Origin of the sequence: Paenibacillus sp. FSL R7-0340 (genome assembly GCF_038002205.1) — a bacterium.
GTDB lineage: Bacteria > Bacillota > Bacilli > Paenibacillales > Paenibacillaceae > Paenibacillus > Paenibacillus polymyxa_B.
In genome coordinates this window covers 325,562-347,783 of sequence record NZ_JBBOBY010000002.1, presented here as the reverse complement: position 1 = coordinate 347,783, position 22,222 = coordinate 325,562, and the positions used below count along the sequence as shown (strand labels likewise).

Below are 22,222 nucleotides of genomic sequence, written 5' to 3'. Positions count from 1 at the left end.
CATATTCTTTCCGGCACTGACTGCAATCATCCTTATAAAGATGCCAATATTGGAAACAAGAGTGGACAAAGGTACGATGTTGAAAGTGAGAATTACAATAATAACAGTCCTGCTTATCGGAGTCGTGTTGTATATAATTGATACTCAGTGGTGGATTGTGATTGCTTTTGCAGTATTTTTCTGCATACTACTTGTTATAAAACTTTTGAAAAGGCGTAATAAGCCACATTGATTTATGATTCTCATACTCAGCGTCTAACAAAAGCCCTCCATTAATGGAAGGCTTTTTATATTACGTAGCATATTTAAATTCCCAACTTATTAAAACACCCCACCAGCGTATGCCAGCAGGGTGCTACCGATGCTTTCGGATTTATATGGGAAGTATATAACGTTTGGGTGATTATGTAAATAAATATATAGATTAAGCTGATCCCCTCATATTATGACACGTTCTACCCAGTTCCAAGTACCTTGGCTTGTTACTTTGATTTTATCCCCTACGACAAAAAGGCCATATTTATCGTTACTAACTGAAATTTCTTTGCGCTCATTGCTTTCGAACTCGCAAGTTATATAAAATGTTTTTGAAGACGATCCTTCAGTCCAATCTACCCGCTTATCAACCACCTCACCTATACGTTCTATTCTCGGTTGTTTACGATTATTGCTCGCAATCCGAGAACCGCCTATAAACGCTGAAAGAATAAGTCCCACGACTATAAGTAAAAGAATCCAAAAGACCATCTATAATCCTCCTAAGTATTCATTAGTTGGTAATTATGATATCGGCTTTTCAACTGTTTATTTTGATATCGATTGAAAAATGAATATAAAAACACCCCACCAGCTTAGCCAGTAGGGTGTCACCGATGCTTTCGGATTGCACAACAGTACTTCCGTATTCGTTTTATCAATACGATTGGTTTGGATAAATTTGTAAATACAATATGTATGGTTCATGCTGATCACCTCAAGATAGGTATTCGGTGATTGATGTGTTAATTCCTCCAAAATAACAAATCACCGCCAACCACTGGATGGCGGTGATTTGTTTGCTTACGCTTAAGCACCTCCATGCTGTACATGAGGCTGTATATCATGCGTCTGGGCAGGTACAGTAACAATAAACAAAAAACTAGCTGCAATCATTAGCAGTACCATTTTTTTAACATTGTCTAACCATTCATTCTAAAATAGAGGGCATAAATATTAATAGTAAAATAATCTTTCTCTTTGCCCTACACTAACTAAACTTTCATACTTTATAAAAGTTCTAACGTCAGCAAATTGTTTAAACTGCTCAAATAATCTTATGCATCTAATGAAGAAGGATTCTTTGTTATTGGCTAATGATTTAGATAAAACGTCTAGCAGGTATCTGAAGCCATAAGAGTAATTGCCTCTGTTCAAGTAGTATTTAGCAAGTTCATATTTAAAACGTGTTGTTTGCTCTGGTACTACCTGATAGGTATACATATCCGATGATGGCTGTTGTACAAAAGAATCAATAATCATTTCAAACCGTTTAAGTATATCATTCACGTCTAACTGAAATCGGTTAGCTGCAAACATTACGTTCAAAAGCTTTACGATCATTTCCTTATCGACTTTATCACTTGATGCAATAATATATTGAACATAATCGTTTAGCACGCTTACATCTCCAGATAAAAGCTTATATACGTACGTGTTACCTTCTGCCCAGTTTTGGAACAAGCCCATCCAGTATTGGGTGTCCTCGTCCTTCTCCAAAACCCAATCTAAATTAGTGTAGGCGTATGTATACTGTAGGGCTTGGTGGTAATCGCCTTTAGCTTCGCAAGAACCTGAACACAACAAATCAGCATAAGCGATGTACACAAACAGTGGACGACTTAGTTTCTTGGAAGACTCATCACGCATTCGACTCTGCTGTTGATGTTCCAAAGTATATTGGATTTCAGCTTTAGCTCTCATTGTTCTAGCTACTTCCTCAACCTTGTCCCATTTACGCAAAGACCTGTACACGTTTGCTAAATCCTTCAGCGCGTCAAGCTGTTCTATTTCATCCAGACGTTCCACGAAGGATTCAAATAGCGTTGCTGCCTTGAGATTCCGGCTTTGATCGTTTCCAACTTGAATCGTGAATATACGATATTGGCAGACTGCCAATCGTTCAGAATGTTGATACTTCTCCGCTTCAGCCACACCCTCATAGAGCAGTAGTGCAGCCGCATGTCTTCCCTGCTTCAACAATTCTTCTGCAATTTCAAATAGCTTGGGCGAATACAGTAGATTGTCCATGATGGCTCCCACCACTCGACTAATCGCATCCAACTTGTCCAACTCCGCACAACGAAATAGAAATGGCTCGATTCGCCTCATATTCGGGGGGGTGTCGATGATGTAGTTTTCTATAAACAGATCGTAAAAATACCCTTCTGGTAAATCCATAGCCTCAGTGATTAGGTCAAGCTGGTTAACAGACATTGACTTATTCCCTGTCACAATAGCACTTACTATTCCCCTATTCATGCCTGCAAGTTGTCCGAATTGCGCTAAGCTCAAACCCTTTTGTTGTAGGTAACTATCTAATTCTGCTCTAATCGTAGGTGTATGCTTCATGTCATATCCACCTTCCACACAGAAATTCCAAAACTTTTTATTATTGCATTCTATTTTTGTCCATAATTTAACAGTTGTCAATAAGCTTTGAAATATATGTCATGCAATATTCGAATAAAATATATATTTTCGAATATTAATGCTTTTTACCATTTTGTTAACAAAAATATACACTATATTCCTTTTTTAATGATATACTTGGTCAGTAGTACAAATTATACCAATCGAGAGGGCGATTTTTGATGAAGTTTAAAAACACAGTAATCATTCTTACAGGTGTATTGGCTCTTACGGCAGTAGCTCCGCTGGCTGCTACTGCCGCACCAGTTACGGGGATTAAAGTATCGAAGGATCATGGAGGTATAGTTATCCAACAAACTGGTCAAGAGGTACATGAGGTTCTTGGTGGGACAAGTCCGACGATGGACTTAACTGTTGATAAAGGTTATGGACATGTAAAGATTAAAGTTCGGAATCAAGGAACATCAACTATCTCTTGGAGCTTGCAGGGTAACGGGAAAGAATATGTCTATAAAACTGTTGGCAAAGGAGGCTCATTAACGTGGAATAGTCTTAATTCATTCCCTAATGGGATGCCTTCAGGGAAATACGTAATTCAATTCAGAGCCGACGGAAACAAAGTTGATGGCGAGGCTTGGGCTACTACTGGTCAGTACCCATCAGACATTAACTAACCGTTATTACAAGCAGGGGAGCGTCTTGGAGTTAAATCCAAGGCGCTTTATTTAATTTTTCCAAAAAAATAAAGGTGAAGGTAGCAAAACACCTGATGTAGTGATAATTGTTGGTTTAGTGATCGGAGTTCTCATAGGTATCGCTCCTGTCTTTCTTAGTGGAATACAAGAGTGGACTTGGCACACTACAGTCCTTGTACTTGGTTCTGCGCTTGTTATTGGTCACATCCTTTATAGTTGGATAAAGGAAAAGATAGTATATGAGACAAACTATGTCACGGTATTCGTAAATTAAAGCCCTTGTTGCAAATGGAAGACCTATTCATTGTAATGAAGAGGAGAGAGTGATGAAAAAGAAATTTTTTATCGTAATTGGAGTTATAATAGGCATCCTGTTCTTCTTTTACTTGTTAACTTTATGGGCGGCAAACAATCTCCATGTGCCCTCTCAATAGATTAAACAAGTTATATCGATTTTGTTTGATGTTCATTTACAATTCACATAAACGTTCCTTTCCATAAAGAGTTGCGTTTGCAATATACTCAAAAGTAAAGGAATTGTGGCTAACTTCAAATGAGAAGCATATCTTATTACAAGTAAACTCTCAACATTTTAAGCCCAGTGGAATATGAGGTATGCATAATAATCAAGGGAGCTGATATTATCTATAATTCATTTACCTCCATATTTTTTGCTGCGTTAACTGCAATCACCCTCATAACGCTGCCAAAATTAGAAGCTAGGGTGAGTAAGAGAATAATGTTGAAAGTGAGAATTTCCATAATAACAACAGTTCTGCTGATCGGAGTCGTGTTGTATATCATTGACCCTCAGTGGTGGATCATTGTAGCCTTTGCAATTTTGTTTGTAACCCTTCCTATCTTTTTATTGAAACGTTGGCGCGAAAAAAGCTGAATCAGAGAAAAAGCCTTCCTTGTTGATAGGAAGGCTTTCCACCTTATCCCTTAACCGCTCCCTCCGCAATGCCCTCCATGATGAATTTCTGAAAGAAGGCGTAGATCAGGATAACCGGGATGGAGGTCAGCACAAGTGCGGCCAGAATAAGCGACCAATCCTTGTTGTACTCTCCAAACAGCATATTGGTCGAGAGAATCAGGGTGTAATGGTTCACATCCGTCAGCATTAACAATGGAAGCAAAAAGTCATTCCAAATCCACAGAAAATCCAAAATCGCAATGGTAACTGTGATTGGTAGCAGCAATGGAAATATAATGCGAAAGAATGTTTGAAACTCATTACAGCCGTCCATTTGCGCGGATTCTTCTAGCTCACGTGGGATGGATTTGACGAATCCATGATACAAAAAGATCGCCATATTCACACCCAAGCCGATATAGATCAGGGCCAAGCCGTACGTACTGCCCTGAACGGACAAATCTTTTGCCATTCGCGTAAGCGGTATCATAATAGAGTGAAACGGTACTAGCATCGATGCGACAAACAGGAAGAAAATCGCACTGCTCAGTTTCCCCTGTGTACGAGACAGCTTGTAGCCTGCCAGTGCCGAACAGATCACAATGCCACCAATGCCGATAAAAGAAATAATCGTGGAATTAAGGGCGCTGTTCAGCAAATGAGTCTGATGAAAAGCCTGACTGTAATTTTCAAAGTGAAGCTTCGTGGGCAGCGCCGTAAAGGATGCAAACATCTCACCCTGTGTTTTAAACGAGTTAATTACCGCCATGTAGATTGGGAAGAAGGACACGACTGCGCCCACGCACAGAATCAGCGTAATCAACAAGGAATTGGCTTTCTTCAGCCTCATGCCTCCACCTCCCTCTTCTTCATGACACGCAGCTGAATCAGGGTGAAAATGAGAACGATTGCGAACAAAATAACGGATTTGGCGCTCGCATAACCATAACGGAAGTTGTTGGAGAACGCCTCCTCATAAATGTTCATCGTAATCACCTGTGTACTGCGCCCCGGCCCCCCGCCAGTCAGTCCGTATACGACCTCATACACTTTGAAGGCACCATTCAGCGTCAGGAAGAAACAGATCGTAATCGCATGAGTAATCATTGGCATCGTTACGCTTCGCAATGTCTGAAATGCGTTCGCCCCGTCAATAATAGCAGCCTCCTTCAAGCTTTGTGGTACACCTTGAAGCGCAGCCAGATAGATGATCATCATATAACCTACACCATTCCAGAGCGACACGATAATAATTGAGAAGAAAGATACTTTCGGATCGCCCAGCCACGATTGGCCCAAAAATGCGATAGCCGTCTTTTCGGCGATCTGTGGCAGCACGGAAGAAAAAACGAAGGTCCACATAAATGCGCTAATAATGGTACTGATCATATTGGGCATGAAAAATATCGTCCGGAAAAATCCTTTGGTACGTGTACGCGACTCAATCAACACTGCCAGTGCCAGTGCCAGTACATTTTGCAGCACAATCATGACCAATACGTATTTAAGGGTAAACCAAAGGGAATTGAGAAAATCGGGGTCTTCCTTCAACGATTCCACAAAGTTCCCCAAGCCGATAAAGCTGTAATTAGGATTCAATCCGTTCCAGTCTGTAAAGCTGTAGTACATGCCGCTGATCGTTGGAATGAGCAGGAAGATAGCATAAAAGATCAGCGCCGGGGCTGTAAACGCCAGTAACATGACGTATTTTTTATAGATTTTAAAAGGCATGGAGTCTCTCCCTCCCGGTGTAATTCTGTAGGTTACCGTTACTTGTTCACTTTGTTATACGATTTCCATGCCTTATCCAGCGCCTTAATTACGTCATCCTGCGAGAGCTGACCAGCATAATAGGATTGTAGCGATTTGCCTGCCTCGTCCTTAACCGCTTGCGGGATAGATGGATCTTGGTACGACTTGCCTGCTTTCACGTATTCGGTAGCGTCATTAACCCAAGGATAGCTTTTAAACGTATGCACTTTGGAGATCGGGTTAAATTTCAATGCTTCATAGAACGCGCTAGAATCCTTGTCATCCAGCACATAGTTAACAAAATCGAGCGCAACCTCCTTATTCTTGCTTGTAGAGGATACAGCCAGCGAAGTCGAAGTGGACAAATTAATCAATGTCGCATTGGAATCGTCATTGATCGGCAGCGGTGCTACCCCAAAATCCATCTTCGGATCCGATTTTAAAATCGTTTCCGCAAACCACGGTCCTTGAATCCACATCGCCGCTTTACCCGAGGCAAACGCAGCCGATCCATCATCCCCGCCGATTTCCAGCGCCTTGTCAGTACCGTTGCTATTCACCAGATCAATAATATCGAACATGCTCTTCATTTCGGAAAAAGAGCCTTTATCCTGATTCATCCGGTCGATAAAATCCTTATTCTGTGTGTTCATCATTGCACCTGCCGTAAGTGGCACAAACAGCTGTGGAATCCAGGATTCCTTGTAGGACAACAGGAACGGTTTCACATTATTCGCTTTCAGCTTCTCGACCACAGCCTTCATTTCGGTCAACGTTCCCGGCGGCTGCAAATCCAAATCCTTAAATATCTTTTTATTGTACAAGTAGCCCCATGAGATCGTTTCCAAGGGAACCGCTACGACCTTTCCGTCTTTGGTTGTCACCGAAGGCTTCACACTATCCATCAATTTGTTAACAAAAGGCTGACCGGACAAATCCTCCAAATAGCCCGCTTTATAAAACGGAGGAATTTCATTCACCGCGTGCAATGCAAATACGTCCGGCGCATCGTTGGATGCGAGTCTTGTCTTCAAAATTTGTGCGGCGTTGTCAGCAGGCGGCATCTCCAGTTGGACCGTAACGTCGATATTTTTATCTTTCTTCTCTTTCGCTACGAACGCATTAATGTATTTATCGTAGTGCTCCTTCAAACGGGGCTGAGCAATAAACATTTTGAGATTCACCGTTTTGCCGTCTCCACCGGAACCGCTGCTGTCACTGCCTGAAGAATTCGCTCCACACCCAGCCAATAACGTGCCAACCAGCATCGTGCTCAATACACCTTTCCACATCTTCATGAAAAATGACCTCCCCTATTTTGAAAATAACTGTTACCCATCGGCAAATCAGTTGTTATTCAAAGCAGCTATGCCGCCGGTCTTCAACCTCTATTCAGCTCTGTGCGAACTTCATAAAGGCCAAATTCCTTTGTGCTGCTCGTTTTGTATACGCTTTCATTATAGAGTGGGAGGTCACTTCTGCCATTGGACACCCTTAGCTTATTGAATTGGACTTTTTTAAACTTCCTTCCTCATTTCACCGGGTGCCATGCCAAAATGCTTTTTAAATACCCGATAGAAATAAGACACATCCTCATATCCTGCCATCTCCGCAACTGCTTTAATTGAAATCTGTTTATTGGCCAGCCATTCCCGCGCCTTTTCCATTCTTCGCTCTACGATGTAGTCCGTTACATTTTGACCATACTCCTGCTTAAATACCTTGCTCATATACTCTTTGCTCACAAAAAAGTTTTTCGCCAACTGCTCCAGTGTAATCGGCCCAGCAAAGTGACCGTCGATATATCGCCGTACCTCTTCTAAATTCAGTTTGTTTTTGTATTTTCGCTGCCGAATGAGCTGATCCAGTTCCTGAACATAGCACGACGATACGAATTCCAGCGCATGTTCTACAGAGGACACGGCATCCTGGGGCAGTGGAAATCCTGCCTTTGCCGTAGAAGTATCCAGCCCGTTATCCGCTGCGAGCTCTTTCAGCAGGGAAAGAAGCTCCTGCACCAGCCTGCCCAGCATATGTGGACTTGGTGCTCCATAACTCTCCAACTCCTGCATAACCTGCCTGCAGGTTAGGTTCACCCCGTCACGGTTCAACTCATTAAAATAAAGACGCAGCAGTTGCTTATACCGGGTCAACTTGTGAAAAAACTCATAATCCAGCTCTGTCGCTCCTTGTTGCTGTTCGGCCACCTTGACCTCCAGATCGTTTTTGCATTTGAGTAGCACTGCATTCAGCTCTGCAGGATTGACTGGCTTTAACAAATAATCGACGGCCTTATAACGGATGGCATGTTTGGCATATGCAAAGTCATCATATCCGCTTACGACAATGATTTTCACATCAGGACAATGGTTATTTAGTGCTTGCAGCAGCTCCACTCCGTCCGCACCCGGCATGCGCATATCAGTAATCACAATATGGGGAGCTAACTCCCCGACCAGCCTGAACGCCTCGTCCCCGTCTTCAGCCTCACCCACTACCAACATTCCAAGTTTTTCCCATGTGCCAAATGTCTTCAGAATATCGCGGTTCCACGGCTCATCGTCCACAATTAATACTCTGATCATACTTTTCCCTCCTCTGCTGAGGTGAATGGAATGCGGATGGTGACACGTGTACCGACTCCCTGCTCACTATCTATCGTCACTCCGTAGTGCACTCCAAAATTCATCCGTATGCGTGAAGACACATTGCTCAATCCGATATGACTACCCTGCGCCCAGATCGGTTCCTCCGACGCGTTTTCCAGCTTTGCCCGTAGTTTTTCCAGCTTGTCCGGGGCCATGCCGTTTCCATTATCGCAAACCGTAATACACACATCTTGTTTCATAATCTCCACCCGAATCCCTATTTGCCATGCCCCCGCCTTTCGATCAAGACCGTGCTGAAACGCGTTTTCCAACAATGGCTGAAGCGATAGCTTGGGCAGTCGAATATCCATCGCCTGTTCTTCCGTCTCCACCTGGAACACCAATCTTTGTGGAAATCTCCGTTGCTGGATGCGCATATAGTGTCCCACATGGTCAAGCTCTGCGCGTAAAGAGGCCAAATCCTGAGGTTCCCGTACCACGTAACGGAACATCTCACTCAGCGACCGAATGACTTCATAGGTGTCCTCCGGCTTTTGAGAAAATACCATACTTCCGATCATTTGCAGCGTATTTTGCAGAAAATGTGGATGAATCTGCGCTTGGAGCGCTTTCAATTCAGCCGTCTTTTTTTGCAAATTTATACTGTATTCCGCCTGAATATGCTCGCGAATTCGGCCTGCCATCCCATGCAGACTTCTTTCCAGCAGCCCAATCTCATCCGGGCGTATACTTGGCTGTCCAATCGGTCCTTTGATCATATCCAGCTCCTGTACGGAACGCGCCAAATGAACAATCGGACGTGCAGTCCGCCATGCGATGAAAACGGCAATGCAGATAGAAACCAGAATTGAAATCACGCCTACGATAATACCATACAGCATGGTTGAAAAGGCACTGTGGTTAATGGAGGAAGTGGGTACGATTTTGACCAGCTTTAGCCCAACTACATCCAGATCATTATAGAACACATAATGTTCAGCAGTTTGAATCACTCCAGGACCCGGCTTAACGTCACGAAGAGCTGTCAGCACACCTGCAGGTGGAGGCGACTGCCGAGCCTGTGCTGGATACATGACCCTGCCATCCGCATCTGTAATAAGCACCTGATGCTGATCCCCTCGTCCCAGCAGGCCCAGCGTCTGATCGAATTGCGACCACAATACATCCAATGAAATAGCTCCCGTCTGCTTCTGATCTTCGAAACGCCGAATACTGCGCGTCAAAGTAAAGCGTTCCGGGTCAGCAGAGCTTGGACGAATCGAATAATCCTTATTCGCTTGCCACATCTCGGCATACTGTGGGGGAATACCGCTCACTGTCGTAATTTCATTTTGCATGCTATTAAAGGTAAACAGGGTTTGCGATTGCTTCAAATAAAGCTGGATGCCGATCACATGACTTCCGGCTGAATAATACACATTCGCCATCGTATTCAGCATTTTTCGCTGAGCATTAAATTGGCTCGAAAGATTGTCAGGCTCGCGCTCATTCAAATAATCGCTCAGATCAGGGCTGATCTGAATGCTGTAAATCAGATGATTCAGACGATCTAGCTGGTCGCTGATATAGATCCCCGTCCATTTCATATTGGACATGTTCGTCTCTACCACTTCAGTTTCCATGGAAGCTCTACTTTTTTCCGCAGCCAGCACCGTGACAGCAATGACCGGCAGCACAGATAGAACAATCATCGTCAAGATCAGCTTAAGCTGAATGCTGCGTCGATACGGGGCCGTCAGCGCCCGGAACCAGCGGACTGCTCGGGTTGGCATAGCGATGCACTCCTCTACTCAGCCATATGCGAAAACGCCCCGCAATTCGCAGGGGCGCTTCATTTACCGGATAATCCCGGAGAATACCTATATGATATTATTCGTAAGTTGGTTTCAGCTCATTATTCATCATTTACGCTTCTTCGATAATTATAACACCCCAAGGCTCTAATGGAAGCGTTTGTCCTTGGATAACTGTACGCCCCCCGACTAACTCCTTGCCGTCTCCATGTGGATATACCACCGAGCCTGCTTGTTCGGAATAGTTAAAATAGTACCGGATTGTCCGTCCCAGCTCATTTGTGCCGGATTTAACAATGATCGGATAAGACGTTTCCTGATCCACTCCCCATACTCCCGCCTTTTTGGCTACAGAGCTGAATAGTTCGCGGATGACCGCCGGGCTGACGATACAGCCGATGTAGGTCGCTGTTCCCTGACCATAGCGGTTTTGCGTAATCGCGGCATATTTTCCCCAATGCGGGTGATCGTAATAGGCCAACACTTCGGCGGTCGTCGGGGTAATCAGCTCCATCCACGTATCTACCTGATTGTCCTCTGGTGCCACCTCAAAAGGATTATTTTTGAGCGTCACCTTCTTCGGCTCCACGAACAAGCTGTAATGAATGCCGCAGGCTTCGCTAATCACGCCCGGCTGCCGGGACGTTCTCACCTGCACATGCTCGTCAGTAAATCCGCTTCGGAATGTGTATACTATATGACCACCTTTCTCCACATATCGGTTCAGCTTCTCCAGTAGTGCGTCTGGGGCAGAATAGAGGACCGGGACGATCAAGAGATCATAGTCGTCAAACGATTCTGTACCCGGATGAACAATATCCGTCCCGATATTCAGTTTATACAACTCGTCATACAAACGGCGTACGATGTCATTGTAATTCAACGGGCTGCTCATATTAAATTTAAACCAGTCAATCGACGTCAATGCTTCGTTGCTGACCAGAATCGCCGTTTTATTTTTCTTTTTCAGGTTGACCAAATGCGGAGACAATCTTGCAAAATCCTTCCCTATGGTCTGTGCTTCCTCATACACAGGATTCGGTTCAAAATCATGGCTGAGCAGACCCTTCCAGTAGGTTTCGAAGGAATTATGGATGGAATGCCAGTGCCAGTATGCCACCATATTGGCTCCAGAAGCCAGATGGCTGAACGCTTGCAGACGCAATTGCCCCGGATAGGGAACCCAGTGGGTAAAAGCCTGCGCTTCCGTTTCCAGCACTAGATAGTTGTTATTTTTCGTCGAACGCGCTACATCGCCACCGAAGGAAATTTCAATTCCGGTCAGATCATCCTGTGATGGATGGTAAATATCCACCCCAGTCACATCAAAGGCTTGCGATGCCGCAAAGTGATCCACGTCTGGCTGAACACCAAAGGAATGACCTCTCCATTCAAAATCAAAGTTTTGCGTAACAAATTGGTCTTCCCGCTTATATTCATTCACCAGCGCGACCTGCCATGCCAGGAAATCCGTCACCAGCTTGCGCTGGAATTGGGAAAAGGCTGCGCCCAAACTTCCATTAATCGTTCCGACCACCGAAGGAAAGTCCTCCCAGCTATTGATGCGATTACTCCAGTAGTCCAGACCAAATTTGCGGTTTAGCTCCTCCAGCGATTCGAACCGCTCCCGCAAATACTTTACAAATTGCAATTGCACATTGGGCCCACTCGTGTGGTAATGCTTGGTCTCGTTATCCGTCTGAAAGCCAATGACCGCCGGATGCTGACTCACCCGTCCGATCAGCTTGCGTATGATTCGCTCAGCATGGAACAGGTACACCGGGTTCGTAATGTCCATAATCTGGCGAGCTCCATATTTGCCCGGACCTTGAGGCGTTGTCGCCAATACATCAGGATGCTCCTTCACTAGCCATGTGGGTACGGCATAGGTGGGCGTCCCCACAATGACTTCGATACCCGCCTTATGCATGGCGTCCAGCACCCGGTCCACAGAGGTAAAATCAAACACGCCATTTTGCGGTTCATGCGTACTCCAAGTGGATTCGGCAATCCGCACCACGTTGATGCCCGCATCCTTCATCATTTGGATATCCTGGCCCAAACGGTCATATGGCATATACTCATCATAATAGGCAACACCGTACAGTAGTTTTTTCATCAAGTCGTCCTCCAATTAGGTTCGTAATAGGGTATGTGGAGCTATATAAGGTTATTTTCAAACACCGTGGCTGTTATGCGGTTTTTTCAGGGATGGAACGGATATCGTCTTGTCGGCTACACCCTGCTTCGCAGAATCTGCCTGTTGTAGATTTTTTTTCGCACTTGCCAGCCAGCCTTCTACGTCTTTTTCTTTAATCTTGTACAGCCATGCAAACAGACCTGCCGTAATTAAGGCCCCCACTCCAGGTACTACTGCATAGAGCGCGAATATCCATGTGAGAACCTGTCCGGTCTGCGGTACATTCGGGACATAGCCTGCAAAGGCAAGCGCATAAGCGACGATTCCACTGGCTGCCGCTCCCCCCAGTTTTCCTGCAAACGTTTGGGTAGCAAAAGCGGTACCACTGGCACGTACGCCTTTTTTGAATGCGCCATATTCCACACAATCGGCCGTAAACATCGGTACCATGAGCTGTGGTGCAGAGCTGAACAAACCGAAAAGAACCGCGAATACACATACGACAACAGGGTTACTGTAACCGATTACAAATAAAGATAAGCCCGTAGTAAACAATCCAATCAAGCTGACGACATTCACTTTCCACTTGCCGAATCTTTTAATAATTGGTGGTAAAATCAACGCAGTGAGCAGCTGCACACCCAAGGAAATGAACATGAGAATGGAAATATAAATAGGATTTTTCAAGTTGTATAAGGCAAAGTAACTGACGACAATCCCTTGCAGATTGGTCATAGACAGCATCATAAACGACATCAGGTAAAATAAAAGCTGCTTGTTTTGCAATGGATACGTCATAATTTGCTTGAGCGTAACCTTCTCCGCCTTGTTGGAATACCGTTCTTTGACATTAAAGCGAGTAAAGTTCATGAGTATCAAACCCGCTATGGCAACAATCAGTGCCAAAATTGGCCATGATATCTGATTGGCCACAGCTACCGAAGATGAGGAGATGACCATAAAACCCAAGAAGACCATCGTCCGGCCTCTGGACATTAACAGATCACGTTCATGCGTATTTTTCGTCATCAGTGTAGCCAACCCAAAGCCAGGCGCATCACTGATCGTATAACACATTTCCCATGCCAGATACGTGACGGCGATATAAATCACCTTGGCGGTAAGCGACGCATCATTAGGAACGAGAAAAATAAGTACAGTAAGTATCGGCAAAATGATGGAAGCCAGATTCGTCCACGGTTTGAACAAGCCGCCCTTTAGATTGGCCCGGTCAATGATCACGCCGAAGATCGGAGCACTAAGTGCATCCCATATACGGGCTAGTACGAATAAAGTACCGATAATAGAAACAGATATGCCAACATAATCCGTATAAAATAGCATCGCAAAAGAGGCGACCAGACAGAGAATTGCGTTGCTCCCCAAAAAGTAAACGTAATACGATACACGTTCTTTCGATGTTGTTTCCATAGCTCCTCCTGATTACAATATGGCATCGCTTTCAAAAAATCTACATATAAGCGCTTTCTTTTATGTAAAAGCTTATACTATAGTATTTGTAAACGCTCTTTTATTATAGTTAAATGTTCGATACAATGAGATTGTCTAAGCGGTGTAAAATTTGCCCTAATCGAAGGTGATCTGATGATATTAAATCCTGATGTTGATCCAGCTCTATTCCACGATTGCCAATGGCTACCCATTATTGACTGGAATGTGAAATTTTTCGGCGCCCATATTCACCGGGTCAAAGCGGATTGGTGCATGCCTGAGGAATCTCATATCGGTTTTGAAATTGCACTCGTTTTAGAAGGTCGTCAGGAAACGATTATGGAAAATAACGTATATTCGGTTGGGGAAGGTGATATTTTAATTATTCCGCCGGGTTTCAAGCATGTGAGTCAGTGTGTTTCCCCAAACGGCATGTACTATTTTAGCTCTCATTTTAATGTCGATGATCCATTGTTCCGTCAGGAAATGATTAAGAGCAATCAGCTCTTTTTCCCAGCGGGTACTGAAACGAATACCAAGCTGCAAAAGGTCGTCCATAGCTGGATTGGCATGGTACAGGAAAGCGGAGAATATACGACAGCAGACCGTTTTCGTATGCAAATTGCCTTATTTGAGCTATTCGGGATATTCTCGCAAATGATATCTACCGGTTTGGAGCCCAGAATTGCGCCTTCATCCGTTCAATATGCCAAGGCCATCATGGAAGCCATTCAATCAAGGTTTAAGCCTTATCGGGAAGATGAATCTGGCGAGCAAGCGTTCCGCCTTGAAGATGTGGCGGCTTCCCTCGGGATCAGTCCTGGCTATGCCCAGGAAGTGTTCCGCAAGGTATACGGCTATTCTCCACGTCACTATCTATCGGAGACCAAGCTGCATGAGGCTAAGGTGCTGATCCAGCAGCCCAATCTGCCACTCAACAAGGTAGCTTCCCTGCTCGGATACTCCAGTCTGGCTCATTTCAGCAGACAGTTCAAGCGCTGGACAGGCACCAGCCCACTTAAATACCGTCAGACGTTAAAGCCGATTACTGATGCACAAAGGATTTAAGATATAAGGACGGATAGCAAGGGCTCCACCCTGCTATTCATACAAAAAAAAAGAGCGTGACACCGAATATTGCGGTTGTCGCGCTCTTTTGACTCTATTTTCTATAAGCTCTACCGTTGCCTTAATGATCTAAAATCTTGACTAAGCTCTCATTACTCGAATCACAGCCTAATATCCCCTATATGCTGGTGCACCACATACATCATCCCCATCAGAAATACGGCCAAAGCCAAGTAACCGATGCCGAATTTCCAGCGCGATGATGCGGGTACTTCGTAATATTTATCATTTTCAAACGGAATGTAATCAATCCCACACAGCAATCTGAGCTGGTACGCATCCGGCGTCGGTATATGTTCCACACCGTTCAGCCATACATGCTGGACAAGACACTGCTGTGGCAGCAGAAGCGTCTGTTCCACATCCAGACTTTCCATATACACCGTCACATATTGCTGCCCCTCCAAATCCGAGTAGGTATTAAAAGATAATCTGCGCGTGTGCTCCGGTCCGGGCAGCGGATATCCTTGCTCATACAGATGCTGTACGTTCACCAGCGGCTTTTGCAAAAAGGATTGGACCTTAACCTCCTCTTTATTGCGTTTAACATATTTTTTGTACAAATCGTAGGCAAAGAACGCCCATATCAAGAAAAATAAAAAGGATTTTAAATATACTACGACTACAATTCCACCCAATAGGCCCACCAGCCACAGCCAACGCGTCACTGCCGTGGAAATCCGTCCTCCGTCGAGCGGATGAATCGGCAGCAGGTTGATCAGGTTCAGGAAAAAGCCGACATACGAGAGCGCATACAACAGGGGACTGTCTGTTGCATAGGCTCCTGCGTATACCGCCATAGCCCCAACCGTCCCCAGTAACGGGCCGCCCATGGCTACATAAGCCTCTGTCTGCGCATCCAAAGGTTGCCGTTTCATTGTGATCAGCGCGCCGAGAAAAGGAATAAATAACGGTGCTGACACGGGAAGCCCCTTGCGCTTGGCGGCCAATACATGTCCCAGCTCATGCACAAACAACAGCAACACGAATCCGACCGCAAATCCCCACGGGTAAATGATCGCATATGTGCCAATCGTTATCGCCATAGATATCAGCGCACCGCCAAATTTACTGAATTTTAAAAGGGCAAGTAACGACTTACCTTTCAGAAGAAGCAATGCTGCTGCACTACCAAGGTACCATTTGGATGAGCCGGATTTGGAATCGTTCTTTTTCTCTTCATTTTGCAAAAGTATCCGCCTCCTTTCTTTAACACTTCCATTGTATCCTGCTATGTGCAGCTTGTAAAAACTTCTCTAACCCACAGATAAGCGAACTGGGGCAGCCATTTATATTATTCCTCGTATTGTAGACATCCTCCAATGTAGGATGTTATATTGGTGCTGGGTTAGATGCCCTATTTTGTAAAGGAGGTTTGCTCTTTCATGTGTACTCACTACATGCGTCTCAGATAAAAGGATAGGCTTTTCAATGAAGCTCAACCCGTTTTTTTATATGGAAGGTTGAGGCTTGTTTAAGTTACCTTTTTTTAAACTAAATCTGAACAATGAGGTGTGTTTCATATGACTGAAAAGCGTTCCTTGACTAACTCAAAAGACGTTAGTGATATATTGGCCCTTGCCAAAAGCAACGGGCTTCACATACTACATGAAGGATTAGAGCTCAACGAGTCCGGGCTAGATTTCCGGGCACTATTCGCCAAAGACATTCAGGGTACCCCTTGGGTTCTACGTACACCGCGACGAACAGATGTGGTCCAATCAGCCGCTTACGAGCACAAAGTGCTTCAGTTGATTCGGGATACTCTTCCTGTAGCGGTACCGGATTGGCAAGTGTATCGTCCAGAGTTCATCGCCTACCCTCAACTGGAGGGCACTCCTGCCGCTACCATTGATATGGAAACCAAAAGCTACGTATGGTTCATCAATCCTGAGGCTCTGACGGAAAGATTCGTTGCTTCGCTCGCTAAAGCCCTAGCCGCGTTGCACCGGACGGATCACCAACAGGCAGCAAATTTCGGTGTCCGCGTAAGGCAACACGACGAAGTTCGGCAATTGATGGACCAGCGGATGAAGGAAATAAGGAGCGTCTTTGGTGTATCTGGCGAGCTATGGCAACGATGGCAAACCTGGCTGACAGACGATAGCTACTGGCCGGAATATTCCGTACTTGTACACGGTGATTTGCACCCAGGCCATATTTTAGTCTCTTCGAATACAGAGGTTACTGGAATGCTGGACTGGACCGAGGCCGAAGTAGCTGATCCGGCGATTGATTTTACGAGTTACTATACTTTGTTCGGAGAAGTAGAGCTTACTCGTTTATTGAAGCTTTACGAGGCAGCAGGCGGACGTGTATGGCCGCGTATGAGCGAACATATCGTTGAACTGACCGCGGCTTACCCTGTGCTTATCGCCGAATTCGCCCTCAAATCCGGGCTAGATGAATATATGGAGATGGCACGTAACGCGCTGGGTGTCCATGAGCAAGAAGAAGGACTGCCCGACATATAATATAGCTGTAGCCACCTGGCAGGCTTTGGTTCAATGACTGACCAAGGCCTGTTTTTTTCTGCTCTCCTTTTTTTGTAAAGTTACGTTTCGCGCCCAAGTGTCCATCCTCCTGTCTGTTCTGTTATCATGTAAGAAAACGGAATAACTCAGGAAAGGATTACGAATCATGAGTTTTGAACTTACCCGGCGAGCCATCAGACAACTATGCAGTCAAGCTGCTTATGACGACGGGGATGCCTATTACCGGGCCAAAAGAGTGGCCTTTACACAAATAGATCATGATGAAGGGGTATACGAAGCTACGGTCAAAGGAAGCAGCTTTTATGCTGTTGCGGCGATGATCCGATCCAATGGAAGTATCCGAGCAGAGTGCACCTGTAGCACATTTCAGAACACCGGACGATATTGCAAACATATCGCTGCTGTTCTCCTTAACGCCCATGATATACGCCGTGGAAAAAGTCTGTCTGTGCGCTCCTATGCCTCCAGACTTCATCCCGGTACCGCCCCAGATACAGCAGGAAGCATGGATTCAGACGGGATGTACACATCTACAGATGCTCCGTATGATTACACTGCTAAAACGGCACGATCCTCTGACATCACACAAGGGGATCTCCAGCTGACCGACAGTATGTTAAAACTATTTGACCGCAAGCGACCGCTTCGCAGCACGCCTACCCTGCTGGATACTCGTGCAGTCTTGGATTTTCAATTCGTCATCCGGCCTTTTGCCTACGGTTACCAAAAATATATGTTTGGTGTAGAAATGAAAGCTGGCCCTAAACGATTATATATCGTCCAGAAAATTCGTCCGTTTCTGGATAGTATTGACCGTGGGGATAGCTACATGTTCACGAAAAGCTTCTCGTACGAGCCTGAGTTGTACCGCTTCCGACCTGAACATGACGCTATTCTCCAGCAATTATCCCAGGTGTGCCACCATGAGCGTATGATTCGGGAAACCTCAGGCACGTATTCATCTTCCAGTAGCCATATGAGCGGCGAGCGAATGCTCCTCATTCCGCCTGCGGCTTGGGAAAAGCTGCTCCCCTTGCTGACAACAGCACAGGGCGTCTACTTTGAAATTCACGGAAACATGAGCGAGGGTATTCCCCAGTCCGACCTGATGCTTCCACTGCAATTTGAATTTGATGAGGCCGGGGCCATAACCGAAGGCTACCAGCTAAGCATACAAGGATTGGATGACTTGACCATCATGGAGGACTATGGTGTCGTCATTGCCGATGGCAAGCTTGTCAAACAGAAGGCCGATCCCTTACGGCGTTTGTCCGAGCTAAAACGGATGGTAGAGGTACACCACAGGCGAAAAGTTCTGATTGCGCCAGAGCAGATGGAATCTTTTATGGACAAGGTTGTACCCGGGTTAATGAAGCTCGGACGTGTTCATATGACTCGGTCCGTCTCAGATCGGGTCACACAGCAGCCATTGAAGGCAAAGCTATATCTGGACCGGGTAAGAGACAAGCTACTGGCAGGGCTGGAGTTCCAATATGGGGATATCATCATCAACCCGCTGGAAACAGATGCACGAACTCCTGGTAACGACCGAATTCTGATACGTGATGGGGAACAGGAGCAGCGGATTTTAGAACTGATGGAGCATAGCTCCTTTGCCAGAACAGACAGCGGATATTTTATGGAAGATGAAGATGCAGAGTATGATTTTTTGTACCATACTGTTCCTCAACTGGAAAAGCTGCTGGACGTCTATGCTACAGGTGCAGTCAAAGCGAAAATAAACAATACTCTGCCTACCCCAAGGATACGGGCGGAATGGGATGAACGTACGGATTGGCTTGAATTTAAATTTGATATGGAGGGCATTCCGGAACCGGAAATTCGCAAGCTGCTCAAATCGTTAGAGGAAAAACAGAGATATCACCGTCTGCCGAATGGTGCCTTGCTGCCGTTGGAAACAGAGGAGTACAAGGAATTGATTCGGTTCATGAATGAAACAGGTATCCGCAAAAGCGATCTGGATGCAGCGCAAATTCGTGTTCCCGTCACGCAAGGACTGTACTTAATTGATCCTCACGATCATGGGAAAAACCTGACTTTGGGTAAAACCTTTCGCCAGCTGCTGGAAAATATACGTAACCCAGACCATCTCGACTTTCCAGTTCCAGACGTGCTTGCTCCAATCTTGAGAGATTATCAGGTTTACGGCTTTCAATGGCTTAAGACATTGGCGCATTACCGTTTTGGGGGCATTTTGGCAGATGATATGGGGCTGGGTAAAACGCTGCAAAGTATCGCCTTTCTCGTCTCAGTATTGCCGGAGATTCGCAGCCAGCAGCTTCCAGCCATGATCGTGTCCCCTGCATCACTGGTGTACAACTGGCGGAATGAGCTGGAGAAATTTGCTCCACACGTCCGCATCACTATCGCAGATGGCAGCCCGGAAGAACGCGGCCGGATCATACGGGATGCCGCCAGTTATGACGTCGTCATTACGTCCTACCCGCTGCTACGGCGCGATGCAGATGTGTACAGCAAACCATCGTTTCATACGCTCATACTGGACGAGGCGCAGGCTTTCAAGAACCATGCCACCCAGACAGCACAAGCTGTTAAGGATGTAAAAGCCCGTTACCGTTTTGCCCTGACAGGAACGCCTATAGAAAATACATTGGAAGAGTTATGGTCCATATTCGACGTTGTATTTCCTGCGCTATTTCCCGGTGGGAAAAGAGTGTTTCACAACCTGCCTCGAAATGTGATTGCCAAGCGGGTTCGTCCGTTTCTGTTGCGCCGTCTTAAGAGCGATGTCCTCAAGGAGCTGCCGGAGAAAATCGAATCCGTGCAGGTATCCCGGCTTCTGCCAGATCAAAAAAAGCTGTATACAGCCTATCTGGCCAAGCTCCAGCATGAAACATTGAAGCATCTCAACGAGGAAGGATTTCAGAAAAATCGGATCAAAATTCTCGCAGGTCTGACCCGACTTCGTCAGCTCTGCTGTCATCCAGGCTTGTTCATCGAAGGATATACGGGAAGCTCCGCCAAATTTGAACAGCTGTTGGAGATCATTACGGAATGTCTCAGCTCTGGGAAACGGATACTCATTTTTTCACAGTTCACTACGATGCTTCAAATGATCGGACGTGAGCTTGCTCGAGAAGGGGTGTCCTACTTTTACCTGGATGGGCAGACTCCCGCTCCGGAACGAGTCGAGCTGTGCAGTCGCTTCAACGAAGGAGAACGCGAGCTGTTCCTGATTTCCCTAAAGGCAGGAGGCACTGGCCTGAACCTCACCGGAGCAGATACAGTCATTCTGTATGACCTGTGGTGGAATCCCGCTGTAGAGGAGCAGGCTACCAACCGCGCACACCGAATGGGTCAGAAAAAAGTCGTGCAGGTTATTCGTCTCGTCGCCCAAGGCACGGTAGAGGATAAAATGTATGAGCTGCAACAAAAAAAGAAAAACATGATCGACCAGGTCATTCAACCGGGGCAAGAAACCCTTTCGGCACTGACCGAGCTGGAGATTCGTGAACTGCTCATGATCTAGCCAACTCTTCCACGCTTATTTATACGTTAGTATGACAATTCCACATGCAAAAAAAGGTCCAATCACGGTAGAAATCTTCCCGCATTGGACCTTTTTTCTTCTAAATATGATTGTTTGGATCGAGCAGATTAATCCTGTTTTAATACTCTAGGTTCAATGGGAACCAAGTTAGACTCAATCTGGGTGCGATGAGGCTCATACCATTCAGGCAGCATCAGCTTGTGCCCCAATTCATTCAATTCCTCATCCACGGTAAATCCGGGTGGATCGGTTGCGATCTCGAATAAAATACCGCCCCGCTCGCGGAAGTATACGGCATTAAAGTATTGGCGATCTACAATACCACTGGTCCCAAAACCATGCTGATGAACCCATTCGTTCCACGCCTGATGCTCCGTATCGTCCTGCGCGCGCCAGGCAATATGGTGAACCGTACCGGCGCCGCCATTCCCCCACGGGACATCTTTGACCGGAATGTCGATCAGGTTGCCCAAATCACCTGTCGCCTGATAGCGGATGTAGCCTGCATTTGCGTCTTCTCCGATGGGAGTCATCCCCAGGACGTTCTCCAACACCTCTTGCGTATGCTTGGAATCCGCACTGTACAGTACCGCCCCGCCAAAGCCCTTGATAGCTTTATCCGTAGGCACGTCGCCAGCTGTCCACGTGTTCACCGGGCCATCTTCCCGCTCCACCAGCTCCAGATGCAAGCCCTCGTTGTCTCGGAACTGGATGAATGACTCGCCAAAACGAGTGGCCTTCGTGAAAGACACCTTCAAGCTGTGCAGACGGTTTTCCCAGTATTCCAAAGCACCGGACGGCACGACATACGTCGTAATCCCGACCTGTCCACCTCCAATCTTACCCTTGCGTGTACCCGGAGCTGGAAAAAAGGTAATGATCGTTCCCGGGCTGCCCTCTTCATTACCAAAGTACAAATGGTATACTTCTGGAGCATCAAAGTTGATCGTCTTTTTAATCAATCGCAAACCAAGTACGCCTGCGTAAAAATCAACGTTGCCCTGCGGGTCTCCTGCAAAGGACGTGATATGGTGAATTCCAGCGGTTTTCAATGACATCTTTATCACTCCTTCATTAACATG

15 protein-coding genes are annotated in these 22,222 nt (G+C 45.8%); 4 read left to right on the top strand and 11 right to left on the bottom strand.

Annotated elements, in window-relative coordinates; genetic code table 11:
- Positions 1-438: 438 nt before the first annotated feature.
- Entirely contained in the window at positions 439-747 is a 309-nt protein-coding gene (locus tag MKX59_RS24425) for a DUF2500 family protein (RefSeq protein ID WP_028541043.1), read from the bottom strand.
- 465 nt (positions 748-1,212) lie between these two features.
- On the bottom strand, positions 1,213-2,607 hold the full coding sequence (locus MKX59_RS24420; RefSeq protein WP_049828369.1) for a helix-turn-helix domain-containing protein: 1,395 nt from the start codon (positions 2,605-2,607) through the stop codon (positions 1,213-1,215).
- A 242-nt stretch (positions 2,608-2,849) separates the two neighbouring features.
- Here MKX59_RS24420 and MKX59_RS24415 point away from each other — a divergent pair, with 242 nt between their 5' ends.
- The gene (locus MKX59_RS24415) at positions 2,850-3,302 is read left to right on the top strand and encodes a hypothetical protein (RefSeq protein ID WP_028541046.1); all 453 of its coding nucleotides are present in this window, start codon (positions 2,850-2,852) and stop codon (positions 3,300-3,302) included.
- A gap of 959 nt (positions 3,303-4,261) precedes the next feature.
- Here the strand turns inward: MKX59_RS24415 and MKX59_RS24410 are convergent.
- The 7 genes from MKX59_RS24410 to MKX59_RS24380 form a co-directional block, all read right to left on the bottom strand.
- Positions 4,262-5,089, bottom strand: coding sequence for a carbohydrate ABC transporter permease (locus MKX59_RS24410; RefSeq protein WP_013308681.1), 828 nt, complete (start codon positions 5,087-5,089; stop codon positions 4,262-4,264).
- Positions 5,086-5,970 carry a carbohydrate ABC transporter permease gene (locus MKX59_RS24405; protein WP_023986930.1) on the bottom strand — a complete coding sequence of 295 codons (885 nt, stop codon included), beginning with the start codon at positions 5,968-5,970 and terminating at the stop codon, positions 5,086-5,088. The genes MKX59_RS24410 and MKX59_RS24405 overlap by 4 nt, the downstream gene beginning before the upstream one ends.
- A gap of 38 nt (positions 5,971-6,008) precedes the next feature.
- On the bottom strand, positions 6,009-7,289 hold the full coding sequence (locus tag MKX59_RS24400) for an ABC transporter substrate-binding protein (protein ID WP_220026946.1): 1,281 nt from the start codon (positions 7,287-7,289) through the stop codon (positions 6,009-6,011).
- 219 nt (positions 7,290-7,508) lie between these two features.
- Entirely contained in the window at positions 7,509-8,576 is a 1,068-nt protein-coding gene (locus MKX59_RS24395) for a response regulator transcription factor (RefSeq protein ID WP_340859146.1), read from the bottom strand.
- Entirely contained in the window at positions 8,573-10,372 is a 1,800-nt protein-coding gene (locus tag MKX59_RS24390) for a sensor histidine kinase (protein ID WP_340859145.1), read from the bottom strand. Before MKX59_RS24390 ends, MKX59_RS24395 begins: the two co-directional genes overlap by 4 nt.
- A gap of 133 nt (positions 10,373-10,505) precedes the next feature.
- Positions 10,506-12,512, bottom strand: a complete 2,007-nt coding sequence (locus MKX59_RS24385) for a beta-galactosidase (RefSeq protein ID WP_340859143.1) — start codon at positions 12,510-12,512, stop codon at positions 10,506-10,508.
- A gap of 57 nt (positions 12,513-12,569) precedes the next feature.
- Positions 12,570-13,964, bottom strand: a complete 1,395-nt coding sequence (locus tag MKX59_RS24380; RefSeq protein WP_023986925.1) for an MFS transporter — start codon at positions 13,962-13,964, stop codon at positions 12,570-12,572.
- A 174-nt stretch (positions 13,965-14,138) separates the two neighbouring features.
- Between MKX59_RS24380 and MKX59_RS24375 the strand changes: the two genes are divergently transcribed.
- The gene (locus MKX59_RS24375) at positions 14,139-15,053 is read left to right on the top strand and encodes an AraC family transcriptional regulator (protein ID WP_069079774.1); all 915 of its coding nucleotides are present in this window, start codon (positions 14,139-14,141) and stop codon (positions 15,051-15,053) included.
- 161 nt (positions 15,054-15,214) lie between these two features.
- Here the strand turns inward: MKX59_RS24375 and MKX59_RS24370 are convergent, their stop codons facing one another.
- Positions 15,215-16,303, bottom strand: coding sequence for a site-2 protease family protein (locus tag MKX59_RS24370; protein ID WP_028541053.1), 1,089 nt, complete (start codon positions 16,301-16,303; stop codon positions 15,215-15,217).
- A gap of 333 nt (positions 16,304-16,636) precedes the next feature.
- On the opposite strand from MKX59_RS24370, the gene MKX59_RS24365 reads away from it, so the two are divergent.
- Positions 16,637-17,587, top strand: a complete 951-nt coding sequence (locus MKX59_RS24365; RefSeq protein ID WP_340859139.1) for a macrolide 2'-phosphotransferase — start codon at positions 16,637-16,639, stop codon at positions 17,585-17,587.
- A 166-nt stretch (positions 17,588-17,753) separates the two neighbouring features.
- The gene (locus MKX59_RS24360) at positions 17,754-21,119 is read left to right on the top strand and encodes a DEAD/DEAH box helicase (protein WP_340859138.1); all 3,366 of its coding nucleotides are present in this window, start codon (positions 17,754-17,756) and stop codon (positions 21,117-21,119) included.
- A 128-nt stretch (positions 21,120-21,247) separates the two neighbouring features.
- Here the strand turns inward: MKX59_RS24360 and MKX59_RS24355 are convergent, their stop codons facing one another.
- Positions 21,248-22,198 carry a ring-cleaving dioxygenase gene (locus MKX59_RS24355; RefSeq protein ID WP_340859135.1) on the bottom strand — a complete coding sequence of 317 codons (951 nt, stop codon included), beginning with the start codon at positions 22,196-22,198 and terminating at the stop codon, positions 21,248-21,250.
- Positions 22,199-22,222: the final 24 nt, after the last annotated feature.